Raw genomic sequence first — 23,790 nt, 5'->3', positions numbered from 1 at the left:
AGCAAATTAATCATAAATAATGACTTCATTCTCCAGGTTAGATCAAGTTCTAGAAAGCATCGAAGACTTATCAGTAGATGAACAAGAAACACTAATTGATCTGATACGTCATCGGCTGGCAGAACGGCGGCGTTCTGTAATTGCTGCTAACATCGCTCAAGCACAGGTAGAATACCAAACGGGTAAAGTGTTCCGTGGAACCGTTACTCAGATAATTGATGAGTTACGTAAGTGAAAACTGTAGTCCTGGCATCCTCCTTTAAAACAATTCGCAATTCGCAATTCGCAATTACGTTTTGGGACGGGGATTTAGACCCCGACCCAAAACGGGCTGCCTGTATTGCTGGGGACTTAAACCCCCAAAGTTCGTTAAACGAGCATTTAAGCGGTTGATAGGACGACAGCCACAATTACAAGAGCGAATTGAAGAGCGGTTAGCATTACTAACCGCCGATCCATTTGATCCACTGTTGCAGACCCATAAACTTAAGGGCAAACTGTCTGGAGCTTGGGCGTGTTCAGTGGACTATGATTGTCGTATTGTCTTTAACTTTGTGCAAAATATAGAATCTGGTGAAGAGGAAATTTTGCTAATTGATATCGGCACTCATGATGAAGGTTACTAATTTTTAGGTGCTGTTATAGTGTTTTACTAACGTGAGCAAATCATTTTCTTTCAAAGTTTCTCAAACTGATTGAGAGAGGATTAATGCAATGCAAGATCAGGACATTGATCTTTCTGACATTCCAGAAGTGACTGAAGAACAGATGAAGCAAGTGGTGCTGCGGGTTGGCGGAAAACCTGTTGAACGGGTTCAACAACGTGGCAAACGTTTAACCCTTGAAGAATATTTGAAGTATGACGATCGCACGGATAATCAATATGAGCTAGTGGCAGGTGAGTTAGTTGCAATGCCACCCGAAAGCCCAAAAAATGTCCAGATATCTCTCTTTTTGCTGGTCAATTTCCTCAAGTTCGTCCCGTTCAATCGGTTAAGTAACAAAGTTGAAATTATTGTTGCTGGTTCTCGTGCAACAACTCGCATTCCTGACTTAGTTGTGCTGACGGATGAACTTGCAGCAGCCTTAGAAGGCGCAACGCGATCCACAATTACCTTGGATATGCCGCCTCCAGCATTAGTTCTCGAAGTTGTCTCCCCTGGCAAAGCTAACGCAGATCGGGACTATCGCTACAAACGTTCCGAGTATGCAGCAAGGGGAATTGCTGAATATTGGATTGCTGACCCCCAAAGAAATGTAGTTACGGTACTGATATTAGTTGACGGGTTTTATGAAGAAACCAGATTTGCCGGAAATACTGCGATCGCATCTACTATCTTCCCAGAGTTACAGCTAACCGCAGAGCAAATACTTAACGCTGGAGAAAGCAATGTTGGTGATGCCATCTCTTAGTTTAAATTATACAGAAAAGCTTGGATATCCTTTGGCTGAGTTTCTTGATATATCTAGGTTTTGGCGTAGGCGTAGCCTGCTGTAGGCATCGCACAGCCTTTTTTCCACGGGAAGCTGCACCAACGAATTACCCAGCGACTGAATCCCCTTCTCAAAAAGCCAATAACTGATACACTATATTATAAGAGGTATCTGAAGTGTCATACTTAAATAAATATCACCAGATAGTCTTTGCATCCTTAACACGTTTTAACGTGTATAACCCATGAAAAATACTTCAGATTTAATTCTAGAATTTGAAAAACTATTCAGACAAAAATTACAACTAAATAATTGTAAGCTCAGAAAGAAAAGACAAGAGAATAATTATGAAATTATTACTCCAGCTAAAGACATTTTTTTGATGTATTGGTCTGAATTTCCAGAAGTTAATTTAATATATCAAGCTGTAGGGGTACGTACTCAGCAGACTGGAGTTTACGAGCGAGCTATCCGTTCGCACATTAGTTACTGTTTAAGTAGTATCCAAGAAAATCCTACTTCTGAATCACCATTATTGGTGAAATAACTATACTCAGCTAACACAGAGAAAATTTACTAAGTAAGTCGTCGCTAATATTTCAAACTATGTTAAGAAATTTAAATGTAGGGTGTGTTGTCGCCAAGCGCCGCATCGTCAACAATTCAAGGTGCGTTAGCCTACGGCATAACACACCCTACGATTAATTTATATTTCTTTATATACATTGAATTTTTCTCACCGACTTACTTAAACTCTCGTTAGTTACCTGACAACACTAGCGAGAGTTGACACCAAAAATCTGTTGATCGAGAGATAAAAATGCAAGCCGAAAAAAATCAAGATCAAGATCAGCTAGATTATAAAACCTTGTTAGCCAATGCAAAGCAAGCCTTAAAACTTGAATATCAGAAATCATCCGCTTTAGCCTCCCAACTGCAAGCCATAAAAACTCAGTTACAACAAGTTCAGGCTGAAAACAAAACCTTGAGGGAAAGTGCTTATGAAGATGTAATTAGGCACTTTGAGGCACGTACTCAAGCAGCAGAAGCACTAGCGCTAAAAACAGAAGTACGCCAAAAGTTCCTGGAAGCCAATGGTTGTAAGGATGATGAGACCTTTGATACTCTATGGGATAGCATTAAAAATAAGATTCAGATCCAAGATGGTGAAGTAAGAATCGTTGCTCAAAATGGCACTCCTAAGTTCACTTTAACAGGCAGTATGATGACTTTGAGGGATTTTATTCAATCCCTCAAACAAGACCCAATCTCTAGAAAGTTTTTCTTGAATTAGAGAGGCAAGTTGAGATAATTGGTAATTCGTAATAACGCTCTCTGCGAGACGCTAAAAGCGAACGTGGACTCGCTAACGCTGCGCTAACGTAATTCGTAATTCTCGCCTCCAACAAGAAGCAAGCTACGTAATTCGCAAAAAGCTATTCATCTTCATCCCCTGGCGGTCGTTCGCTCTCGCTTTGTTGGGCGTTCCACTCCAAAACAATGCGCTCCAACATCTCAGACTGCGTACAGTTATTAACATCGGCGTACATTTTAATCAACTGCCTCACTTCAGGACTAATGTGGCGAATTTCTAGTTGGTTACTTTGTACCATGTCTATTAATCTGGGGGGCTGCTTCTTCAAAGGGACGGATAATCGCCGGGGCTGGTGTAACTTCTGGTTTAAAAATTCCCTGCAATGCTTGTTCTAAGGTTTGTGCCATGACAATCCGGTTTTCGTAAGCCACGACTACCCGCACCAAAGTTGGCAAGCTATTCTGTGTGGCTTCTAGATAGATTGGCTCGACATATAGCAGGGATTGGTCAATGGGAATTACTAGGAGATTGCCTTGAATCGCTCTCGACCCCTGGCGATTCCACAGGGAAATTTGCTGTGAAATTACTGGGTCTTGGTTAATTCGCGCCTCGATTTGCTCTGTTCCATAAACCAGGCGTTCTTTAGGAAAGACATACAAAACTAGCCTACCATAGTTCTTGCCATCCGATCGCGCCGCTAGCCAAGCGATTAAATTAGTCCGTTGTTTGGGAGTATAGGGGAGAAGTAGGATAAATTCTTCTCTGCGGGAGGCTTCCCTAATAAAAGGTACTGTGGGTAGACTAGTAGTTAAATAATAAGGCTCTACCGGACGGGGTTCACTGCCATAGATTTCGTTGGAGATTTGCCACTGGTCTTCCCGATTGTAAAATACCTGAGTATCAGTCATGTGGTAAGTCATCAACCGCTCAGATTGAATTTTGAAAAAGTCCACCGGATAACGGGTATGACTGCGGAGATTGACTGGCATTTTACTGAGCGGTTTGAACATTTTGGGAAATATCGCTGCCCAAGTGGCAATGATTGGATCGCTGGAATCGGCAATATAAAAGTTAACAGTGCCGTTGTAAGCATCAATCACGACTTTGATAGAATTGCGAATGTAGTTGATCCCATCGCTACCAGTGTCAGAGTAAGGATAGCGATCGCTCGTTGTATAGGCATCAACAATCCAGTAAAGATAACTGGGATTACTGGGAAAATCTTGATTAGCGGTAGCAGCGACTAAATAAGGATCGCTGTCAAATTTCAGAAAAGGTGCGATCGCTTGAATTCTTTGCTTAACATTCCGTCGCAGTAGCAATTTTGTCTCTGGCAAAAAGTCCCGCGTTAGCACCATCTGCCAATCTTTCAAATACATGGCAAACAGCCAGCGCCGCCATGCTGAACCGATTTCAACGCCACCTAGTCCATCGTAAGAGTTGTAAACATTGTCACTTCCACTAGGGTAGTCTAGCTCTCTAACTCTTGTGCCAGTCATCACATAGCTATTAGTAATCTCACCGTAATAAATCCGGGGTTGCCCAATGGGAATACTTTGACGAATAGCTTCACTGGAAGTTGTGAGGGCGCTACTATTACCGCTAATATCTTTAACAAAATATTCTGGTAGCCCACCCGGCCCAACTGTATTAACTGGGCTAACAGTAAACCCAAAACCGTGGGTATAAATTAAATGGCGGTTAACCCATGTTTGAGCTTCCTTTGGTACTGCACTGTAGTCTAATTCTCTAGCAGCAATCAATACTTGCCGCCGTTCTGTCGATTCTACTGCTTCCTTTGGCTCTAGCGTTTTTTGCGGAGTATATGGTCGGCGTGAAGTTATATCTGTTACTAAAGTGTATCGATCGATATCAGCATCAGGGAACCGATAATACGGCCGAATTTGTTGCAGTTGACGGTTAGTTTCTAACAGTGGCCGCTGATCCCAAAGGCGAATATTCCGAATTGTCAAGTCATTCTTTTGAATATCTGCTTCAGTTAATGTTCCTTGCGGGTTGAAAGTTTTAGCATCGATCGCCTCTAAATCAAATGCTTGGCGAGTCAAGGCGATAGTACGCTGAATGTAGGGTTGCTCTCGTTGCAACTCATTCGGTTGGACAATTAAATATTGCACTACAGTAGGTAGAACAATGCCAGCTATTGCAACTAATAAGAGATAAACCCCTAAGCTATAAAATACCAAGCGGCGATGCTGAGATTTTGCTCGCCAGAAAAATGTTCGCCAAAGTAGGTAATAGGCGATCGCCACTGCCAGGATGCACAAGACGGTGTAAGCTGGCAACTGGGCTGTGACATCCGTATAGCTGGCACCATAACTGACTCCCCGGCTAGAATACACGAGTTCATAGCGACTCAGCCAATAACTCAGAGCCACCACCAGCATAAATAAGCCACCCATACCGGATAAATGACGCTGCTGCTGGGGCGAAAAACCGGGGAAAATCCCCTGACTTAAACTGTTTCCTGAAAGGAGATAAGTGAGAGTAACGGCGACGAAGCCATACAAACATAATCCCATCAGCCAGAGTTCTAGCAGTTCCCAAAAAGGTAAAGAAAATACGTAAAAGCTGATATCTCGACCAAATAAAGGCTCAGTGCTGTTGAAAAGAGTAGGGTGGAAATATTGCAGCACCTTTGGCCAGTGTTGGAAGAGAATGAATGCAAAAAGGGGACTGAATAAAATGGCGATCGCAGTTAATAAAAATTGGGGATAAACTAAGATTGCGATCGCTACTCCCCCAATTAAGCCCAGATACCAGACTTGAGAGATAATCTGTCTCAATAGTTGGCAGATTGCCTCTGGTCGAAATAGCGCGGGAATAGTTAGATTAGCCTGATTAACGGGAGAATGCCAGTAGGCAAGAGCAATTTGACCGTAGTGGGCTAAAATTAACCCGATTAAGAAGCTCAGTACCAGAGCTACAGGTAACAACCAGCGCAATCTCAATGATTGAAAGGGTTGTGGTGCAAGTATCCGGGCTTCGTTGCGTCTTCGATAATCAGGACTGAGGAAATTTGTTAATTCACTGCCAAGTTGTGCTGACTCAATCTTTGAAGAGTGGGGATATTTTAGCCGTTGTGCTAAAGCCAAGTTTAGCAGTAGATAGGCAGCAGTTATGCCAGCCACCACTACCCACAAAACACCACCAGTCATTACTCTCAACAGAAATACTTGGAGATAGCCGACTTCCTGAAACCAAAAAATCTCTGCTCCCAAGCGGGAACCCAGATTCAATAGTAGCCAAAGCCCCAAGAATCCGATTAATAGTCTAAAGCCCCATTTCCGATACATTCCGTTGCAGCCAAACTATCTGCAAAGCTAACCTTACTGCATTGAGGAAGATATGTAAAAGGGATTGGGGACTGGGGACTAGGGATTGGGGAAAACTAACTGTAACTTCTCTGCTGCTCCATCATCGCCCTCATCTCCCCACTCCTGAATACTTTCTACACATCTTGTTAGTATTGAGTGAAGTACCCGTCAGCAAGGGAGCGAGGGCGATGTACGTAACCGTCACACAACCACTGACTTTTGAAGACGTTATATATATTAATCATCTATCCAAATAATTTTAATTCATGCAAAAAATTGTATCCGATCCAAAAATAATGATGGGCAAACCTGTTATTTCAGGAACTCGTATTACAGTTGAATTAATTCTCGAAAAACTGGCTGCGGGTGAAACATCTCAGCAAATACTCGAAGCGCATCCGCGACTCAGCGATGAAGGAATTAAAGCAGCTTTGGCATTTGCGTGTTAATTCGGTTATTCAGTTTATCTCCAAATGATAAAGCAGAAATTATTGCCAATGCCATTAATCAACACGCAGATGAATTATTAGGAGCTTTTACTGTTATTTCATCGAAAAGTATTCGCATTCGTAAAATAACGTGAATTTTAGATGCGCTCGCAAATGAAATTAAGATTGCAATCCTTATAAAATGCGATCGCGCCTTGTGTTCTGGTAAATGATGCGTAAGTTTGGGATGTTTTTTATTTGAAAGTCTTAGTACTAATGACTAAATCGGCGGCTATTCCTCCCATCCCTTCAAAGACTGAGATTCCCACCGATTTTCGTTAATTACTTTATGTGTAACTATAGCGGACGGTAGACACGATAGTTGATTTCGGGGAAGATATTATCCATTAACTCGACTTTTTCGAGCCAACCACTATCAATTTTGCCTACTTTAACGTCTTCATAGAGCTTGTTGAACCGCATCAGGTGCGATCGCGTCCGTCTGACTGCATAGGGTACCATAGTTCCTGTCCGCATAATAAATGCCCAGTCGGAAGATTGCGCTAATAATAATTCACGCGCAGCTTGGTTCAATGCTTTTAACCCCAACTCATCCTCTGGTTCCAGGTGCGAGATTTCAATCATCCGTTCAGCAGCTTTATGTAAATGCGGATAAATCCACGCATTCGTTTCATTCAACCAATACTCGTGGAAACCTTTGAAACCCCAACTCGACTGCGAAGGACGACAGACTTGCTGCGTTGGCTGCTCACGCAAATAGTCCGCTAAATGGGTCATTTTATATGTTCCTTGGTCATACCACGACTTGCGGAATAGGTAATCGATGAACCAAGGGCCTTCATACCACCAATGTCCAAATAACTCTGCGTCATAAGGCGAAACAATAATTGGTGGACGCTGCATTATACCATAGAGATGCTCAGATTGCTGCTCTCGATTATACATAAAGTTAGCAGCGTGTTCTGCTGCCTTTTCCCTAGCCCAATAGGGATCGTAGAGCGCCTTATCTGAAAGCCCTAAGCCACGCCCCGTAATTTTGTGATACTTAATACCCGTATTTTTTCGTTGACCATTGGGCATAATATAGGGCTTAATATACTCATATTCTGCTTCCCAGCCCAAATCTTTGTAAAATTCCCGATATTCCGCCGCCCCAGGATAGCCCACCTCAGAAGACCATACCTGTTGGGAAGATTCATGATCTCGACCAAAGACAGCAACACCAGTTTCCGTATAAATCGGGGCATAAGTGCCAAAACGCGGACGGGGACGGGCGTAAAGGATGCCATGTCCATCAGTGAGGAAGTAGCGTAATCCAGCATCGGCTAGCATCCGGTCTAAACCTTCATAGTAGGCACATTCAGGCAACCAAATGCCTCTAGGTGCTTGTCCAAAGGTTTGCTCGTAATGTTCGCAGGCTACCTGAATTTGCGCCCACACTGCTTGCGGATACATTTTCATCAACGGTAAATAGCCGTGAGTCGCGCCGCAAGTGATGATTTCTAGGTTGTTACTGTCTTGAAACTTCTTAAAAGCAGTCACCAAGTCACCGCCGTAGCGTTCCCATAGCTGACGCGCTTCGCTAAACTCAGTAGCGTAATATTCGGCTAAATAACGAAGATGTCCGTTGTTGAGATTATGTTCTGCTTCTAATGCTATAAGTTCTTCTAGTTGGGCTAAGTGTGCTTCATAGCGTTCTTGAAGCAGAGGATCACGAAGCATCGACACTAGAGGTGGTGTCATACTCATCGTGATTTTAAAGTCGATACCGTCTCGCTTTAAGCCTTCAAATACTTTTAATAAGGGGATGTAAGTTTCTGTGATGGCTTCATAGAGCCATTCTTCCTCCAGCACGTAGTCACTTTCTGGGTGACGAACGAAGGGCAGATGTGCGTGGAGTACAAGCGCGACGTAGCCGATAGCCATAGTGATTTTGGGGTGATACTTGTAAGTTGAAGGTCGAGAGGTTTGGCTGAAATTAACAATATTTTAAGACTTTATGGGGATCGTAAGAGTAGTTAATGATTTTTTCTCAATCAATGCTATCAGTAGAATGCAAAGTTTTTGGATCTTCCCTACCTGTTATATTGAAACTTTAGTTACAGCAGTTTTCATGTATTTGAACCACATCTGTCGTCGGGGCAATTTATGAATCATTGGTGTCAACTTAACGTGAAAGCAAGTCTAGAACTAGCTTTTAGATTGCCTCGTTCCCAGTCTCCGACTGGGAATGCTTGTCTTTGGGGCTGCCGCCTCTCTTTACTGGCGGCAGAGCCGCTTTTGAGTTGCATTTCCAGCCGGAGGCTGGAAACGAGATTTGAAAAGGGTTTTAGCTTAAGTTGACACCAATGTTCATGAAAAAAGTGAAGGTTTAAAACCGTACTTCGTCCCGCTACGCTAACGCCCGCAAGTGGCGCGTTCGTGCTAGCGTCTCGTCAGAGAAACAGTCCTTGTATCCCAAGGGTTGTTGAAACCCCACCCCGAAGTGTCTGTCTTGATTCAATTGCGTTAGCGCAGCGTTAGCGACATAGGAGCGTCATGGGCGAAAAAGCGAATTGCGAATTGGTTTCATGAATTGCCCCTACGGGTGTACCTCACTTGAACGAGAACCGCTATATTGCTAAAAGTTTAGGTGCAAATTTCATTCGCACAAGGACGACCCTGTTCAACATCAGTAATATTAGCAAAAGTTGTTTCTGCAATATTGTAGAGAGCTTCTGCTGTAAAAAAGGCTTGATGTCCAGTAATGAGTACATTGGGGAACGTTGTCAGACGTTGGAAAATATCATCTTGAATAATTTCGCCAGACAAATCCTCGAAGAACAATTCCGATTCTTGCTCGTAGACATCCACGCCAAGATAGCCAATCTTACCAGACTTTAATCCCTCAATCACTGCAAGGGTATCAATCAGCGCTCCTCGGCTAGTATTAATTAGCATCACACCTGGCTTAATCTGTTCTATTGCCTCAGTATTAATCAAGTGATGGGTTTCGGGAGTCAGGGGGCAATGCAGAGAGATAATATCGGAATTGGCAAATAGCTCAGGTAGTTCTACATACTTTCCACCTAGCGACTCCAATTCTGGATTGCGATAAACGTCATAGGCGAGTAAGTGACAGCCAAATCCCTTCATAATCTGTCCTAAAATCAGACCGATTTTGCCAGTACCGACAATTCCCACTGTGCGATCGTGCAAATTAAATCCTAACAGTCCATCTAGGGAAAAATTGCCTTCTCGGACACGGTTATAAGCACGATGAATTTTGCGATTTAGGCTCAAAATCAATCCTACGGCATGTTCTGCTACCCCATAGGGTGAATAGGCGGGAACACGCACAACAGTAATTCCTAAGTCTGCTGCGGCTTGTAAGTCTACATTGTTAAACCCTGCACACCGAAGGACAACCAAGCGAGTTCCCCCTGAAGCGAGAAGCTCTAAAGTTGGGGCATCTACCTGATCGTGTACAAACACGCAAACCGCCGGAAATCCGGCAGCAAGAATAGCCGTATCCCGATTTAAGCGGGGTTCAAAAAACACTAATTCGTGTTGGGTGGGAGAATTTGCAGCTGACAAAAACTGCCGATCATAAGCTTTTGTACTGAAAACTGCTACTTTCATGCAAAACCTCAGGCTTTATGCTGCTCGGTGTTCGAGTACATAATACCTTGACGTTTAAAGGAGCGATGTCTACGACAAGCCTAGCTGCGGGACTTTTGAATATTGTCAGTCTTGGGAATTGCTCTTTGTCTTTGCTTTTTAACTTGGGGACTTCCAAGAAATAAATTACCCAATCTTGTGGGGTGGGCATCTTGCCCGCCATATCAACTGGGCGGGCGAGACCGCCCACCCCACAAGAAGTGGTTGAGTATTTTTATTATTTGGAAGTCCCTTGAGAGTTGATTCTGGATTAGCTTATTGGTGCTGTTGTGTTTAATGAGTGATGCCTCCGGCAGGCTACGCTACGCCAAAATTATCCAAAAAAACGCTGAACTATAACCCCGAAACCTGGTAACAGTGGTGATGTGATTTCGTCATCAGCCAACAAGGTTGCGATCAGTTTTAATTGGGCAGCTTCTCGGCGATAAACTTCTAACTGCTGTAATTGCCAATTTGCAATCCAATATTCTTGAACTCCTGTAGATGAGTATAGTTTCAGCTTGGCTTCTCGATCTCGACGTTCGTTAGTTGTCCCAGGAGAAAGCACTTCCACAATGAGTTCTGGCGCTCCTCTCAAATGCCCTTCATCATCTAGCAATTGTGCTAAACGCTCATAACTAATCCAAACTACATCGGGTATAACATTATCGGCATCTGTAAAAATTATGCCGGGAGTTGTAATAGGTTCACCTAGTTTACTGGAACGAGACCAAAGTTGTAACTCGAAGCATATATTACCCGCAGTCCTTTGATGTTTCCAGTGAGGCGCTCTAGTCACAAATAGCTCTCCATCAACAATTTCATAGCGCTTCCATTCGTCAGTTGTGAGTAATTCTAAGTCTGAGGTTGTCCAACGAACTCGATCAGATATTGTTTGGTTCATAGTATTATTTTCCCATGTCTAGTTTAGAGATAAAATTTTATTTTTCAGAATATTTGCTCAGGATCAATGCCTGCGCCTCGTAAGCGTTCTGCCAATATTGCAGCCCGTTGACGTTCTTGTTCTAGTTGTTGATTTGTTTGCTGTAATTGTTGATTTGCTTGCTCTAACTGCTGGTTTGATTCTTCCTCTGGCAACATCACCAGATGTCCATCTGGTGTAAAAAAGCGTAATTTGCCCAAATATATTGCCAAATACAGCCCTAATTGCTGACTCCACAACCAACCCGACTCAGTGGGTACAAGTTCTTGGTATTGCCCATCAAGTATGTGAAATCCCTGTAATTCCAAGTTATTTGGATCAAACCAAAAATAATCTGGAGTGCGAAATGTATTTTGATAAATTTGCTTTTTTAAACCTTTATCAACGGAGGCAGTGGAATTAGATAATAGCTCAATAATCACATTGGGATATTTGCCGTCTTCTTGCCACACAACCCAGCTTTTGCGGTCTTTTTTTACTGTATCTAAAACCACAAAGAAGTCGGGGCCTCGAAATTCTTCTGACTTTTTCTGGTTGGGACTGAAATAGATCGTCAGGTTGCCAGTAGCATAAAAATCCTGGCGATCGCGCCACCACCATTTAATCAAACGAATCAGTAAATCAATTTGTTCGCGGTGTAAATCAGATTCCAAAGGGGGTTCGTCACTATAGATGTCGCCTGGTGGGAAAATTATACTCTCAGTGACATCTTCTAAACTAGGGGTAGCAGTAGGGATCTGAGACATACAAGATAGGTTTTCTATTTGTATCCATGCTATCGTGACCGAGTTTTGCATAGAAGTGCGTAGGCGCAGCCCGTCGTAGACATCGCACTCCTTTATTCCTCATCCCGATATAACTCTTGCAAGTCTTGTAACTGAGTCTTGCGGGAAATCCGGCGATATTTTTTACTTTCTAGCTTGGGTTCGTATTGACTCTGCCCTTTGCCTTTGCTTTTACTTTTTAACTTCATCGTAGATTCTGGATCGGCTTGTTCGTGTAGCTGTGTTTGATGAGCGATCGCCGCGTCCAAAAATTCTAAATAATGTTCATATCGTTCCCAGTCTCCCCGCACCGCGCACTCAGGCTCGTCTCGATGCAGACAATCACTAAACCGACAGCTAGCAACTGCTAACCGCTTTCTGGCTTCTGGGAAATAATGGATTAATTCTTCTGGTAGACAATCCATATCCGGCTGATTAAAGCCGGGAGTATCTGCCAGCAATCCACCGTTAGGTAACTCAAATAATTCTATATGGCGAGTGGTATGACGACCACGAGCTAATTTGCCAGAAACTTCTCCGACTCGCAGCTTGGCAGAGTCAATCAGCGTATTAATCAGGCTGGATTTACCCACGCCAGAAGGCCCAGCAATTACAGTAATTTTATTGCTCAAATATCTGGCGGCTTGCTCAGTATTTATACCATCTTTAACACTGATAAATATTGGTTGATAGCCCCAGCCAAGGATGCGATCACTAACTTGTTGCTGTTCTGTCGGTGAAATTAAATCACTTTTATTCAAGCATAAAAGCACATCTAAATCAGTAGACTCAGCTTTAATTAGAAACCGACTCAGCTGATAAGGTTCCAAAGGTGGATCGGCTACGGCAAATACCAATAGAATTTGGTTGACATTGGCGATCGCCGGACGATCTAACTCACTTTGGCGGGGTAAAACCTCAGCGATCGCACCCCGTCCCCCAGCCCAATCTGGCTCTTCTACCACAACGCGATCGCCCACCATCACCTGTTGTCCAATTTTTTTCAGGCGTGTTCGGCGAGTACAGAGGAGGAGGGAGGCATTTAAATCTAGTTGCTCCTCTGCTCCCCTGCTCCCCTGCTCCCCATGCTCTGGTTCCAGCTGTACTCGGTAAAAATTAGCCTGTACAGCCACCACCGTACCCAATAACTGTCCAGTTGCGGCAAAATTTTTCCCTGTCATTGGCTAGCAACTGGACGACGCACTAGCAGAGAAAAATAACTAGTGCAGTCTGTAATTTGTTCCACCTGATAACCTGCCATTGTCAAACTATCAGGAACCTGTTCAATTGGCTCACCTGGATCTAGCCAGACTTCTAGCAAACCTCCCAATGGCATTTTCTCCAGACGTAATTTTGTCCGCACGAAATTAATCGGGCAAGGGGTGCCGCGTAAATCAAGTTGAGCATCGGGAGTTGAAACAGAAGAGGGCTTCATCACTTAAATAAATTTCCCAAGAATCCTTCTAGACCACCTTTACCAGTGCGATCGCCCTTAATTTTAGCCAGTTTCTCCAATAGTTCCCTCTCCTCTGGGGTGACTTTATTGGGAATATCAATTAATACGTTCAGCATGTGATCCCCACGACTGACGGGATTACCCAAGCGGGGTACGCCGCGATTTTCCAACTTCATCACCGTATTTGGCTGAGTTCCAGCTGGAATAATCAGTTCCACCGGGCCATCTACCGTATCTACCTCTAATCGACAACCTAAAATTGCTTGTAGGTAGCTAACTTTGATTTCCGAGAGAATATTAATCCCATCCCGTTGGAATTCCTCGTCCTCATTCACGAACAAGTAAACGTACAAATCTCCAGGAGGGCCACTACGTTGACCAGCATCGCCTTCACTAGAAATTCGTAGGCGTGTGCCATTATCCACCCCTGCTGGAATGGTAATTTTGAGTTTCTTTGTGACTTGATTTGCGCCCTTACCATCACAGGCATCACACTTATCTTCAATTACCATCCCGGTTCCATTACAGGTCGGACAAGTTGAGACTTGGGTGAAACTGCCAAAAGGTGTTCTAGTGACACGGCGTACTTGACCCGATCCGCTACAAGTCGAGCAAGTGCGAGGCCGGGTTCCAGGTTTAGCACCAGAACCGCTACAAACTTCACAATTTTCTAGATGGGAAATGCGAATTTCTTTTTCGCCGCCAAATACTGCTTCCCGAAAGTCTAACTTCAGGTCTAGCCGCAGATCATCGCCCCTCGCAGGCCCACTGCGTCGTCTTTGTTGCGTGGGATTACCCATACCGCCAGCAAAGCCACTAAAAATGCTTTCAAAGATATCGGCAAAGCCACCCATATCACCGACATCTTGAAAGCCCGCGCCAGCAGCACCAGACACACCCTCAGGGCCAAAGCGATCATAACGAGCGCGGGTTTCTGGTTCCGAGAGTACCTCGTAAGCGCGGTTAATTTCTTTAAAGCGATCCTCCGCTCCCGGTTCTTTGTTCACATCTGGGTGATACTTCCGGGCTAAACGGCGATAGGCTTGTTTGATTTCTTCTTTGTCGGTGTCACGAGAGACACCCAGGATTTCATAATAGTCGCGGGCCATATAGCAAAGGTAAAAGTTAGAAGGAAGAAAGAAAGCAGAAGTCAGTAGAAGATCACGGTCACTTGCTACCATACGGAAAAGTGTTTTGCCTACAGATGTGCAAGAGCAACACAGTATCCTTTAGAGGGTGGCTTGCCGGAGGTCAGACAGAAGATAAAATTAATTTTTGTTAATAAATTGATTTTACCCTTTAGCTTTTACAAAAATCACCGACAAATCTTGAATAACAGGTGCTTTCCTCGTGGGAGACGACAAAAGCTATAGAAGTTAAGAGCAGGGGAAGCCTTTGCTCAGACTTCTCACTGCTGAGTCGGCTGTCTCTTTTACAATTGTGCTACGTAGCAGAGGAAAACCCCGCCCATCAACCAGATGGGCTAGCCGCACCATTAGGTGTGGAAAACCACCCTTATGCAATGGAAGTGCATCTAAACTGGCACACTGCCTAGCTCAAAGTAATTAGCTTCTACAATCTAGCAAACCCCTGGGGTCTTGTGAAACTTCGCTAAATATTTAGATATTTTAAAATGTCTTAATTAAAATTTGCAACTTAGGGGATTGGGGACTGGGGACTGGGGATTGAGGATTTGGGACTGGGGACTGGGGATTGAGGATTGGGGATTTGGGATTTGGAATTTGGGATTTGGGATTTGGGATTTGGGATTTGGGATTTGGGATTTGGGATTTGGGATTTGGGATTGGGGGCTGGGTACGGGGTCTGAAGAGTTACAAGTGTAGAGGAGGAAAGGGTTCAGAGAAGAGGAATTTTCGCTCTGCGTTCCCAGTCCCCAGTCCCCAGTCCCCAGTCCCCAGTCCCCAGTCCCCAGTCCCCAGTCCCCAGCCCCAACCCCTAATCTATCGCCTCATAATCAGCCTGCGCGGTACTTTCTTCGTCAAAATCAAAGTTGAATTGTGGTATTAGTGTACCGTTCATTGGTGAATCTACTTCTGGAGTAAAAAGACTAGCTGAATCCTTCTCAATCTCATCGTTTTGGTTGTTAGCTCGGTTGTAGACATCGGCACCAATTGCAAACAGGGTTTGTTGGAAGTCTTCTAAGCGCTGCTTAAATTCCACTGTGGAAATGCTGGAGTCAATCATTGCCGCTTGGAGTTGGGAAACTTTTTCACTGGCCAAGGTTTTCATCTGGTCGCCGATAAAGTTGCTATTGTCCTTGATGGTGGATTCGTAACTGAACAACAAATTATCTGCTTGGTTTTTGAGTTCCACCAGTTCTTTACGTCTTCTATCTTCTTCAGCAAACAGTTCAGCCTCTTGGCGCATCCGTTCGACTTCGTTAGTACTCAAACCACCTGTATTGGTAATCCTGATACTCTGTTCTCTACCAGTACCTTTATCTTGAGCAGAAACCTTCAAGATGCCGTTGACATCGATTTCAAAGGATACTTCAATTTGCGGCACACCACGGGGCGATGGGGGTATTCCTGTGAGCAAAAACTTGCCGAGACTCTTGTTATCTCGTGACATTGCCCGTTCACCTTGGAGGATGTGAATTTCTACTGAGGTTTGCCCATCAACGGCGGTGGAAAAAACTTGTGACCGACTCGTAGGAATTGTGGTGTTGCGTTCAATGATTTTGGTGAACACTTCACCCAAGGTTTCAATTCCCAAGGACAGAGGGGTAACATCCAAGAGTAAGAGATTATCGACTTCACCACCCAATACACCTGCTTGGATAGCCGCTCCTAATGCTACAGCTTCGTCAGGGTTGATGGAGCGATCGGGAGCTTTGCCATCGAAAAACTTAATTAGCGCGTTTTGAACTGCGGGAATGCGCGTAGAACCACCTACTAAAATAATCCGATCTATGGCTTCTGGTTTGAGATCCGCATCTTTGAGCGATTGGATCAGTGGTTCGATGGTCGCTTCAATTAATTTCGCGGCGAGTTCTTCAAATTTAGAGCGGCTAAGTTCCATTTCTAGATGCTTTGGCCCGATGTCATCAGATGTAATAAAGGGCAAATTGATGGAGGTATTCACCATGCTGGAGAGTTCAATTTTTGCCTTTTCCGCTGCTTCCCGCAGGCGTTGCAGTGCCATCTTATCTTGGGAAAGGTCGATTTTCTCTTGTTCTTGGAAACGTTCCATCATCCAAAACACGATCGCATTATCAAAGTCGTCTCCACCCAAGTGGTTATTACCACAAGTTGCCTTAACTTCAAAAACGCCATCCCCAAGTTGCAGGATCGATACGTCGAAGGTACCGCCTCCTAAATCAAATACTAAAATTAGCTGCTCTTGGTCTTGCTTTTCTAACCCAAAAGCTAAAGCCGCAGCTGTTGGTTCATTGATGATTCGCAGTATTTCTAATCCGGCAATGGTGCCAGCATCTTTAGTTGCTTGCCTTTGGGCATCTGTGAAATATGCGGGTACGGTGATTACTGCTTGAGTGACTTCCTCACCCAAGAAGTTTTCGGCATCCTGCTTGAGTTTTTGCAGGATCATGGCAGATAATTCTTGTGGCGTGTAGTTTTTTGAGCGAATTTGGACATCAACGGTATCGTCTCGACCTTTGACACAGTTGTAAGGGACGCGATCGCGTTCTGTTTCAGTGTCTTCCCAACGCCGCCCAATAAATCGTTTAATACTGTAAATTGTGTTCTCAGCATTGGTTACGGCTTGACGCTTTGCCAATTGACCAACCAAGCGATCGCCACTTTTCCCAAATCCCACAATACTGGGAGTAGTTCGTCCCCCTTCAGAATTGGAGATCACCAGTGGTTGACCGCCCTCCAAAACTGCGACGCAACTGTTAGTAGTGCCTAAGTCAATCCCAATAACTTTTCCCATATTGGCCAGTATTTTTACTTATTTATTCTGCTGTAATATGTCGCGAACTAACTTTTTCCTAAGAACGAAGGCTAGCGGATAACGTCTGTGGAACCTCTATTGCTGGTAGCAAAAGAGAAGTTGCAACACAGAGAGTTATCCAAAGCCTTGTTTTTATTTAGGTACGCGATGCTCGTCCTTACTAGAACCCAGGCACTTCAGGTCAGCGAGGCGAGCGATTACAGCTTAACTGTTGGCTGAACTCGGCTGATCTTCTGGTGCAGCAGGGCTATCTTCCTTGGGAGCAGCGACTTTGACCATTGCATGGCGTAGCACGCGATCGCCCAAGTAGTATCCACGCACTAACTCTTCTAACACTGTTCCTTCAGGATGTTCATCCGTAGGTTCGCGCATTACTGCTTCGTGGAGGTTAGGATCAAATTCTTGATTTTCGGGACGCATTGGCGATACACCCAAGCGCTTTAGGCTATCTACTAATTGTTTGTAAACGCCTTGGTAACTTTTGTGCATAGTCATTTCGCCATCAGATTGCGGTTTGAGGTGCGATCGCGCCCGCTCAAAATTATCGACCACTGGCAGCAATTCCAAAATCGTATTCCGCTTCACCTGCAACTCTAAGTCTTCTTTTTCTTTACTAGTGCGTTTCCGGTAATTCTCAAAATCAGCGGCAATCCGCATATATTGAGTACTACGTTCTTCTAGCTGCGTTTTGAGGGACTCGATTTGTTGAGTCAGTTCTGCCAAAGCTGCCCTGTCCACTTCAGTTTTCTCGGTTGCAGCGAAGCTATTTTCTGGATTGATAGTAGCCGTATCTCCTGTTTGGGCTGCCACTTGCTCTGTCACCTCGCTACCAGATTCATTGAAATTAATTTGGGCTGGGGAGTCACTCATCATTGCTTGCTTTACCTCTGTTGGTTCACCCAATTGCTGGCTTGTGTTGTTTATCTGTTTATTTTCATCGATCATTGTCCATTCATTCCAGATCCTATTTAGGGCAGTGTATCTCCACAGCTTGCAGCCGTCGTCATCCACGACTTGCCACTGGGGCTGATTTTGTTGCCGACAAGTTTCTGGAAGTGATTTAACCGTCCTCTTATTGTGACAAATGGTGAACACGTTAGCCCAGACGCTACGAAGGCGGGAACCCGAACGAGTAGGACTGGGGACTGGGGACTGGGTACTGGGTACTGGGGACTGGGGACTGGGGAGATTGGTAAATAGATCCGCGCTCTAGGGGTTTAGTAAAAGGGCGGTTAGGGACTGACAAATAAAAAAATATCCAATTAACTCTTGTGGGGTGGGCGTCTCGCCCGCCCTATGAACTGGGCGCTCATGTTGCCCACCCCACAATATTAGATAATTTATTTCTTGGAGTTCCCTTAGAAACCGCGTCTACACGAGGCTTTACCCACCTCCGTGGGTTTAAAACACTCAATTTTGTTGCAACTAAACGCCCTGCTACCGCTAACAGAACTCAGCACGGGCTAAACGCCTCGCTACCGCTAACAGCGCTCAGCACTCAGAACTGTTTCGGTGACTTAGGACTTTTTTGGAAAATGAGAATTCTATGTCCCAGACTGGGAATACTTTCAGTAGAGGTTTCCCCAAATCAATTGCTCATTTATGAACTCGTCACCACAACGGCGCAGTACCGCTCTAACTACCAGAACAGAGTTTTCGCCCTTTGGCAATAAGCTAGTCCAATCTGGCTATGTCAATACCGAACAGATGAGGCAGGCACTAATTGAAAGCCGCAAATCTGGCATACCCTTAACGGAAGTACTAGAGTCAATCACTGGGCAACAACTATCGCCTGAGTTGCTCAGGCAATATAAAAAACAGCAGCTATTTGAACTTAAAATCCTATACGGAGTTGAATTCCTCGATCCTGAAGTCAACTCTGTTGGCAATACGATGATGGGGAATCTGATTGAAACCCTGATCCCAGTCGATATCTGTCGTCGCCATCGTTTAGTACCACTGTCGAAACACGAAGACCAAACCCCGCCCTCAGTTTTAGTGGCGATGGTCGCTCCAGATAATCTAGAGGCTTCCGATGACCTGAATCGCATCTTGCGCCCCCAAGGCTTGGCATTGCAGCGCATGGTGATTACCCAGGAAGACTACCAGCAGCTAATCAACCAATACCTGGATGAAATGGCTGTTCGGCAAAAGCACCTAGAACAAGAAAAGTTTACAGATATTAATCAGGATTTAGAAAACCTCGGAAATCTCGATCTTGCTGATGCTCCTGAAGAAATGGAGGCTGATCTAGGGGCAGCGATGAAGGGCGCAGAGGATGCCCCAGTCATCAACCTAGTTAATAGAATCCTGGCTAAAGCATTACATGAAGGCGTTTCTGATATTCATATTGAACCACAAGAAGAAAACTTACGCATTCGCTTTCGGAAGGATGGCGTACTGAAGGAAGCTTTTGATCCCCTACCGAAAAAAATTATCCCGGCGGTGACAGCCCGATTTAAAATCATCTCCAATCTAGACATTGCGGAACGACGTTTACCCCAAGATGGACGTATCCGGCGGATGTTTGAGGGGCGCAAAGTCGATTTCCGGGTGAATACCTTACCCAGTCGCTACGGGGAAAAGGTGGTGCTGCGGATTTTGGATAACTCCTCTACCCAACTGGGATTAGATAAGTTAATTACCGATCCAGAGACTTTACATATTGTCCAGGATATGGTTAGCCGTCCCTTCGGTCTAATTTTGGTAACTGGGCCAACTGGTTCTGGGAAAACAACCTCGTTGTATTCTGCACTCTCAGAAAAGAATGATCCCGGAATTAATATCAGTACTGTAGAAGACCCAATTGAATACAGTCTACCAGGGATTACTCAAGTACAGGTGATTCGGGAAAAAGGGCTGGATTTTGCTACCGCTCTGCGGGCTTTTTTACGACAAGATCCAGATGTGTTATTGGTGGGTGAAACGCGGGATAAAGAAACGGCAAAAACAGCTATTGAAGCTGCCTTGACTGGTCACTTAGTATTAACTACCTTACATACCAATGATGCCCCAGGTGCGATCGCACGTTTGGGAGAAATGGGGATTGAGCCTTTTATGGTTTCTAGTTCCCTAATTGGCGTTCTCGCTCAACGTTTGGTGCGGCGTGTCTGTTCTGAATGTCGTATTCCCTACACTCCTACAACCGAAGAATTGGCTCGTTATGGTCTATCAGCTTCCTCTGATGTCGGAGTCACCTTCTATAAAGCTAACACCTTGACATTAGATGCGATCGCCGAAGCCAAAGCCAAAAATCAGCTTTGTCCAAAATGTAATGGCGGCGGCTACAAAGGGCGTTGTGGTGTTTATGAAGTTATGCGAGTCACCGAAAACCTCCAAACTCTCATTAACGAAGATGCACCCACAGAACGCATCAAAGAAGTGGCAATAGAAGAGGGGATGAAAACCTTACTAGCTTACAGTTTAGACTTAGTGCGCCTTGGTTCTACCACCCTAGAAGAAGTAGAACGGGTGACGTTTACTGATACTGGTTTGGAGGCCGAATTAAAAGCCAAACGTAAGACTGGACTTACCTGCCGGAGTTGCCAGGCCACATTGAAACAAGAATGGTTGGATTGTCCTTACTGTATGACAGCTCGGTTTTAAGACTGGGCATTGGGCATTGGTCATTGGTCATTAATCATTGGTCGATGGTTAGTAACTTTAAACAAATGACAACGGACAAATGACGAATGGCACTAAGTTAAGATACAGCCCTTGCCCTGACTGGTTCCCAGCCTGGAGGCTGGGAACCCATTCTGGGAGGCTCTGCCTCCAGTAGCTTGACGAGAGGCAGAGCCTCTCGGAATGCATTCCCAGCCTTCAGGCTGGGAACGAGGCTACACAAGCTTTTGAGCTTTTCTTAGTGCCATTCGGACAAATGACAAAGAACAAATAACAAATATTAAAAGGAAGCAGAACTATGGAAATGATGATTGAAGACTTGATGGAGCAATTGATTGAATTGGGTGGCTCGGATATGCATTTATCCGCAGGTTTGCCTCCCTACTTCCGCATCAGTGGCAAACTCACCCCCATAGGTGAACATGTATTAACAGCCGATCAATGTCAAAGGCTAATTTTTAGTATGCTCAACAACACCCAGCGTAAAACCTTAGAGCAGAACTGGGAGTTGGATTGTTCTTATGGTGTTAAAGGTTTAGCTCGCTTCCGGGTCAATGTCTATAAAGAACGTGGTTCTTATGCTGCTTGTTTACGGGCATTAAGTTCTAAGATTCCTAACTTTGAAAAATTAGGTTTGCCAGATATCGTGCGGGAAATGACAGATAAGCCCAGAGGACTAATTCTGGTGACAGGCCCTACAGGTTCCGGCAAAACAACAACCCTAGCGGCAATGATTGACTTGATTAACCGCACCAAGGCAGAGCATATTTTGACGGTGGAAGACCCAATTGAATTTGTCTACGAACCAATTAAAAGTTTGGTTCACCAGCGACAACTAGGTGAAGATACTAAGAGTTTTGCTAATGCTTTGAAAGCAGCTTTGCGGGAAGATCCAGATATTGTTTTGGTAGGGGAAATGCGCGATTTAGAAACAATTTCTTTGGCGATTTCCGCAGCCGAAACAGGACACTTGGTATTTGGCACGCTACACACCAGTTCTGCCGCCCAAACGGTTGACCGGATTATTGACGTTTTCCCCCATGAAAGACAAACCCAGGTGCGGGTACAATTGTCTAACTCTTTAGTGGCAGTATTTAGCCAAACCTTGGTGTCTAAGAAAAACCCTAAACCCGGTGAATATGGTCGGGTGATGGCTCAAGAAATTCTGATTGTTACTCCTGCTATTTCTAACTTGATTCGAGAAGGTAAAACATCTCAAATTTACTCAGCTATTCAAACTGGTGGCAAATTGGGGATGCAAACTCTGGAGAAGGTTTTAGCCGATTTTTATAAAGCAGGAACGATTTCCTTTGAAGCGGCCATGTCTAAGACTTCTAAGCCAGATGAAATCCAACGTCTCATCGGTACTTCTGTGCCACCACAAGCAGCAGGTGCGAAACCAGGTGCAGCTGCCAGAGCGCATTAAAGGAAGTGAGAAGTGGGGAGTAATAATTTTAGATTTTAGATTTTAGATTTTGGATTGAAATTTAATCCAAAATCCTCAATCCAAAATCCAAAATAAAATTGCTCCATGCCCAATTAATAACAACTATTTTGAATTTATTTTATGCCAAACTTCGTTGCCCGTGTTCGGGATTCGCAAGGAAACTCTCGAACAGAAAAAATTGTTGCCGAATCGTTGGTACAAGCTCGGACTAATCTCAGAGATAAAGGTTTTGTCATCCAAGAACTCAAACAATCTCAGGGATTTCAGCCAGATGTTGCCTTCAAAAATTTCCAGAATTCCTTAATTAAGGTTTCGGTTAAAGACAAAGCCGTTTTTTCGCGTCAATTTGCCGTTTTGATGAATGCGGGAGTTGCGATCGTTAGAAGTCTAGGGGTACTTTCTGAACAGTGTAGTAATACTAAACTGAAACAAGCCCTGGTGGAGATTAGCACCGATGTTCAAAGCGGAATGAATCTTTCAGAGGCAATGCGGAAGCATCCTGACTGTTTTGATGGATTATATGTGAGTATGATTCAAGCTGGCGAAGTTGGTGGTGTTCTAGACGAAGTATTAAATCGTTTAGCTAAGTTGTTAGAAGATGTTGCTCGTCTGCAAAACCAAATTAAATCAGCATTATCTTATCCAACGGTCGTGGGTTTTATCGCAGTTGCGATCTTTCTTGGCATGACCATTTTTCTGATTCCGATTTTTGCCACAATTTTTGTGCAAATTGGAATTTCATTACCACCTCTAACGCAATTCTTGATGGATGCTAGTAAATTTTTGAGAAGTCCGAGTGCTTTCATCCTTCTCGCTGCTCTTATAGGACTAAAAATTGCCTATGGAAAATACGCTCAAACTCCTGTTGGTCGCATCACAATTGATCGTCTTTCCCTGAAAATGCCGTTGTTTGGTGACTTAATTCAAAAATCTTCAGTTGCCCGCTTTAGTCGGACTTTTGGCTCTTTGACTCGTTCAGGTGTACCAATTTTAACTTGCTTAGAAATTGTCCGAGATACATCAGGAAACCAAGTAATTGCCAATGCTATAGATGCAGCCCGTATAGAGATTCAACAAGGAGGCATGATTAGCATTGCTTTACAAAAAGATGCCGTTTTTCCAGCTATGGCAATTCAGATGATTAGTATCGGAGAAGAAACTGGAGAATTAGATGGAATGTTGATGAAAGTTGCTGATTTCTATGAAGATGAAGTTGAGCAAGCAGTAAAAGCAATGACCAGTATTTTAGAACCGGTGATGATTGTAGTTCTAGGGGGAATGGTTGGAACAATTTTGCTAGCGATGTATCTGCCTATGTTTGCGGTATTTGAAAAGCTGGGATAAAGAATTAATAGTTAGGAGTTAGAAGTGAGGAGTCAGGAGTTAAAACTTTTTATTCCTAAACTGTTAACTCTTAACTTATTAATTTTATTCTTAACTTCTAACTC

The 23,790-nt window shown here is 44.1% G+C and carries 22 protein-coding genes; 11 read left to right on the top strand and 11 right to left on the bottom strand.

Translation table 11 applies throughout. The features are described from left to right. The first annotated feature begins 19 nt into the window (after positions 1–19). From V7K76_RS19965 to V7K76_RS19945, 5 genes are all read left to right on the top strand, one after another. Positions 20–235 (top strand): hypothetical protein, encoded by a 216-nt coding sequence (locus V7K76_RS19965; protein ID WP_334778850.1) that lies wholly within the window; start codon positions 20–22, stop codon positions 233–235. Positions 236–389: 154 nt separating this feature from the next. Beyond that, on the top strand, positions 390–626 hold the full coding sequence (locus tag V7K76_RS19960; RefSeq protein WP_334778848.1) for a type II toxin-antitoxin system RelE/ParE family toxin: 237 nt from the start codon (positions 390–392) through the stop codon (positions 624–626). A gap of 142 nt (positions 627–768) precedes the next feature. Then, positions 769–1,413: a Uma2 family endonuclease gene (locus tag V7K76_RS19955; RefSeq protein ID WP_334778905.1), complete on the top strand. Its 645-nt coding sequence runs from the start codon at positions 769–771 to the stop codon at positions 1,411–1,413. A gap of 265 nt (positions 1,414–1,678) precedes the next feature. After that, the gene (locus tag V7K76_RS19950) at positions 1,679–1,981 is read left to right on the top strand and encodes a hypothetical protein (protein ID WP_334778847.1); all 303 of its coding nucleotides are present in this window, start codon (positions 1,679–1,681) and stop codon (positions 1,979–1,981) included. A gap of 273 nt (positions 1,982–2,254) precedes the next feature. After that, positions 2,255–2,728: a hypothetical protein gene (locus tag V7K76_RS19945; protein ID WP_334778846.1), complete on the top strand. Its 474-nt coding sequence runs from the start codon at positions 2,255–2,257 to the stop codon at positions 2,726–2,728. 142 nt (positions 2,729–2,870) lie between these two features. Here V7K76_RS19945 and V7K76_RS19940 read toward each other — a convergent pair whose 3' ends face one another. After that, positions 2,871–3,047 carry a hypothetical protein gene (locus tag V7K76_RS19940; RefSeq protein WP_442936192.1) on the bottom strand — a complete coding sequence of 59 codons (177 nt, stop codon included), beginning with the start codon at positions 3,045–3,047 and terminating at the stop codon, positions 2,871–2,873. Continuing rightward, positions 3,034–6,063, bottom strand: a complete 3,030-nt coding sequence (locus tag V7K76_RS19935; protein WP_334778845.1) for a UPF0182 family protein — start codon at positions 6,061–6,063, stop codon at positions 3,034–3,036. The genes V7K76_RS19940 and V7K76_RS19935 overlap by 14 nt, the downstream gene beginning before the upstream one ends. Positions 6,064–6,350: 287 nt before the next feature. On the opposite strand from V7K76_RS19935, the gene V7K76_RS19930 reads away from it, so the two are divergent. Then, the gene (locus tag V7K76_RS19930; RefSeq protein ID WP_334778844.1) at positions 6,351–6,533 is read left to right on the top strand and encodes a DUF433 domain-containing protein; all 183 of its coding nucleotides are present in this window, start codon (positions 6,351–6,353) and stop codon (positions 6,531–6,533) included. A gap of 336 nt (positions 6,534–6,869) precedes the next feature. Here V7K76_RS19930 and V7K76_RS19925 read toward each other — a convergent pair whose 3' ends face one another. After that, complete coding sequence (locus tag V7K76_RS19925) at positions 6,870–8,459, bottom strand: glycoside hydrolase family 57 protein (protein WP_334778843.1); 1,590 nt, start codon at positions 8,457–8,459, stop codon at positions 6,870–6,872. Between the two features lie 222 nt (positions 8,460–8,681). Between V7K76_RS19925 and V7K76_RS19920 the strand changes: the two genes are divergently transcribed. Then, on the top strand, positions 8,682–8,876 hold the full coding sequence (locus V7K76_RS19920; protein WP_334951456.1) for a hypothetical protein: 195 nt from the start codon (positions 8,682–8,684) through the stop codon (positions 8,874–8,876). Positions 8,877–9,161: 285 nt separating this feature from the next. Here the strand turns inward: V7K76_RS19920 and V7K76_RS19915 are convergent, their stop codons facing one another. From V7K76_RS19915 to dnaJ, 6 genes are all read right to left on the bottom strand, one after another. Continuing rightward, positions 9,162–10,154 carry a 2-hydroxyacid dehydrogenase gene (locus tag V7K76_RS19915; RefSeq protein ID WP_334778841.1) on the bottom strand — a complete coding sequence of 331 codons (993 nt, stop codon included), beginning with the start codon at positions 10,152–10,154 and terminating at the stop codon, positions 9,162–9,164. 352 nt (positions 10,155–10,506) lie between these two features. After that, positions 10,507–11,076: a Uma2 family endonuclease gene (locus V7K76_RS19910; RefSeq protein WP_334778840.1), complete on the bottom strand. Its 570-nt coding sequence runs from the start codon at positions 11,074–11,076 to the stop codon at positions 10,507–10,509. A gap of 44 nt (positions 11,077–11,120) precedes the next feature. Next, positions 11,121–11,861, bottom strand: coding sequence for a Uma2 family endonuclease (locus V7K76_RS19905; RefSeq protein ID WP_334778839.1), 741 nt, complete (start codon positions 11,859–11,861; stop codon positions 11,121–11,123). 92 nt (positions 11,862–11,953) lie between these two features. Further along, positions 11,954–13,060: a small ribosomal subunit biogenesis GTPase RsgA gene (gene rsgA / locus V7K76_RS19900; protein ID WP_334778838.1), complete on the bottom strand. Its 1,107-nt coding sequence runs from the start codon at positions 13,058–13,060 to the stop codon at positions 11,954–11,956. Beyond that, a complete protein-coding gene (locus V7K76_RS19895) occupies positions 13,057–13,314 on the bottom strand; it encodes a sulfurtransferase TusA family protein (RefSeq protein ID WP_179067213.1) in 258 nt (85 codons plus the stop codon). Before V7K76_RS19895 ends, rsgA begins: the two co-directional genes overlap by 4 nt. After that, entirely contained in the window at positions 13,314–14,444 is a 1,131-nt protein-coding gene (dnaJ, locus tag V7K76_RS19890) for a molecular chaperone DnaJ (RefSeq protein WP_334778837.1), read from the bottom strand. The genes V7K76_RS19895 and dnaJ overlap by 1 nt, the downstream gene beginning before the upstream one ends. A 230-nt stretch (positions 14,445–14,674) precedes the next feature. Here dnaJ and V7K76_RS19885 point away from each other — a divergent pair, with 230 nt between their 5' ends. Then, the gene (locus V7K76_RS19885; RefSeq protein ID WP_334778836.1) at positions 14,675–14,890 is read left to right on the top strand and encodes a hypothetical protein; all 216 of its coding nucleotides are present in this window, start codon (positions 14,675–14,677) and stop codon (positions 14,888–14,890) included. A 401-nt stretch (positions 14,891–15,291) separates the two neighbouring features. Here the strand turns inward: V7K76_RS19885 and dnaK are convergent, their stop codons facing one another. Together dnaK and grpE are read right to left on the bottom strand one after the other, a co-directional pair. Continuing rightward, on the bottom strand, positions 15,292–17,250 hold the full coding sequence (gene dnaK / locus V7K76_RS19880) for a molecular chaperone DnaK (RefSeq protein ID WP_334778833.1): 1,959 nt from the start codon (positions 17,248–17,250) through the stop codon (positions 15,292–15,294). Between the two features lie 225 nt (positions 17,251–17,475). Next, positions 17,476–18,216, bottom strand: coding sequence for a nucleotide exchange factor GrpE (gene grpE, locus V7K76_RS19875; protein WP_334778832.1), 741 nt, complete (start codon positions 18,214–18,216; stop codon positions 17,476–17,478). 657 nt (positions 18,217–18,873) lie between these two features. Here grpE and V7K76_RS19870 point away from each other — a divergent pair. The 3 genes from V7K76_RS19870 (at position 18,874) to V7K76_RS19860 (ending at position 23,686) form a co-directional block, all read left to right on the top strand. After that, on the top strand, positions 18,874–20,877 hold the full coding sequence (locus V7K76_RS19870) for a GspE/PulE family protein (RefSeq protein ID WP_334778830.1): 2,004 nt from the start codon (positions 18,874–18,876) through the stop codon (positions 20,875–20,877). Positions 20,878–21,193: 316 nt separating this feature from the next. Further along, positions 21,194–22,321: a type IV pilus twitching motility protein PilT gene (locus tag V7K76_RS19865; protein ID WP_334778829.1), complete on the top strand. Its 1,128-nt coding sequence runs from the start codon at positions 21,194–21,196 to the stop codon at positions 22,319–22,321. A 141-nt stretch (positions 22,322–22,462) separates the two neighbouring features. After that, positions 22,463–23,686: a type II secretion system F family protein gene (locus tag V7K76_RS19860; RefSeq protein WP_334778828.1), complete on the top strand. Its 1,224-nt coding sequence runs from the start codon at positions 22,463–22,465 to the stop codon at positions 23,684–23,686. Positions 23,687–23,790 lie beyond the last annotated feature (104 nt).

The sequence above is a fragment of the Nostoc sp. genome (genome assembly GCF_036917975.1).
Lineage (GTDB): Bacteria > Cyanobacteriota > Cyanobacteriia > Cyanobacteriales > Nostocaceae > Nostoc.
This window is presented reverse-complemented; position numbering and strand designations above follow the sequence as displayed.

Excerpts from the sequence above, each read along its gene's own strand:
- V7K76_RS19905 (WP_334778839.1), bottom strand. The coding sequence starts at position 11,861 with ATGTCTCAGATCCCTACTGCTACCCCTAGTTTAGAAGATGTCACTGAG.
- rsgA (WP_334778838.1), bottom strand. The coding sequence starts at position 13,060 with ATGACAGGGAAAAATTTTGCCGCAACTGGACAGTTATTGGGTACGGTG.
- V7K76_RS19935 (WP_334778845.1), bottom strand. The coding sequence starts at position 6,063 with ATGTATCGGAAATGGGGCTTTAGACTATTAATCGGATTCTTGGGGCTT.
- dnaJ (WP_334778837.1), bottom strand. The coding sequence starts at position 14,444 with ATGGCCCGCGACTATTATGAAATCCTGGGTGTCTCTCGTGACACCGAC.
- V7K76_RS19860 (WP_334778828.1), top strand. The coding sequence starts at position 22,463 with ATGCCAAACTTCGTTGCCCGTGTTCGGGATTCGCAAGGAAACTCTCGA.
- V7K76_RS19920 (WP_334951456.1), top strand. The coding sequence starts at position 8,682 with ATGAATCATTGGTGTCAACTTAACGTGAAAGCAAGTCTAGAACTAGCT.
- V7K76_RS19930 (WP_334778844.1), top strand. The coding sequence starts at position 6,351 with ATGCAAAAAATTGTATCCGATCCAAAAATAATGATGGGCAAACCTGTT.
- V7K76_RS19950 (WP_334778847.1), top strand. The coding sequence starts at position 1,679 with ATGAAAAATACTTCAGATTTAATTCTAGAATTTGAAAAACTATTCAGA.
- grpE (WP_334778832.1), bottom strand. The coding sequence starts at position 18,216 with ATGATCGATGAAAATAAACAGATAAACAACACAAGCCAGCAATTGGGT.
- V7K76_RS19965 (WP_334778850.1), top strand. The coding sequence starts at position 20 with ATGACTTCATTCTCCAGGTTAGATCAAGTTCTAGAAAGCATCGAAGAC.
- V7K76_RS19865 (WP_334778829.1), top strand. The coding sequence starts at position 21,194 with ATGGAAATGATGATTGAAGACTTGATGGAGCAATTGATTGAATTGGGT.
- V7K76_RS19910 (WP_334778840.1), bottom strand. The coding sequence starts at position 11,076 with ATGAACCAAACAATATCTGATCGAGTTCGTTGGACAACCTCAGACTTA.
- V7K76_RS19870 (WP_334778830.1), top strand. The coding sequence starts at position 18,874 with ATGAACTCGTCACCACAACGGCGCAGTACCGCTCTAACTACCAGAACA.
- V7K76_RS19955 (WP_334778905.1), top strand. The coding sequence starts at position 769 with ATGAAGCAAGTGGTGCTGCGGGTTGGCGGAAAACCTGTTGAACGGGTT.
- V7K76_RS19945 (WP_334778846.1), top strand. The coding sequence starts at position 2,255 with ATGCAAGCCGAAAAAAATCAAGATCAAGATCAGCTAGATTATAAAACC.
- V7K76_RS19925 (WP_334778843.1), bottom strand. The coding sequence starts at position 8,459 with ATGGCTATCGGCTACGTCGCGCTTGTACTCCACGCACATCTGCCCTTC.
- dnaK (WP_334778833.1), bottom strand. The coding sequence starts at position 17,250 with ATGGGAAAAGTTATTGGGATTGACTTAGGCACTACTAACAGTTGCGTC.
- V7K76_RS19915 (WP_334778841.1), bottom strand. The coding sequence starts at position 10,154 with ATGAAAGTAGCAGTTTTCAGTACAAAAGCTTATGATCGGCAGTTTTTG.
- V7K76_RS19940 (WP_442936192.1), bottom strand. The coding sequence starts at position 3,047 with ATGGTACAAAGTAACCAACTAGAAATTCGCCACATTAGTCCTGAAGTG.
- V7K76_RS19895 (WP_179067213.1), bottom strand. The coding sequence starts at position 13,314 with ATGAAGCCCTCTTCTGTTTCAACTCCCGATGCTCAACTTGATTTACGC.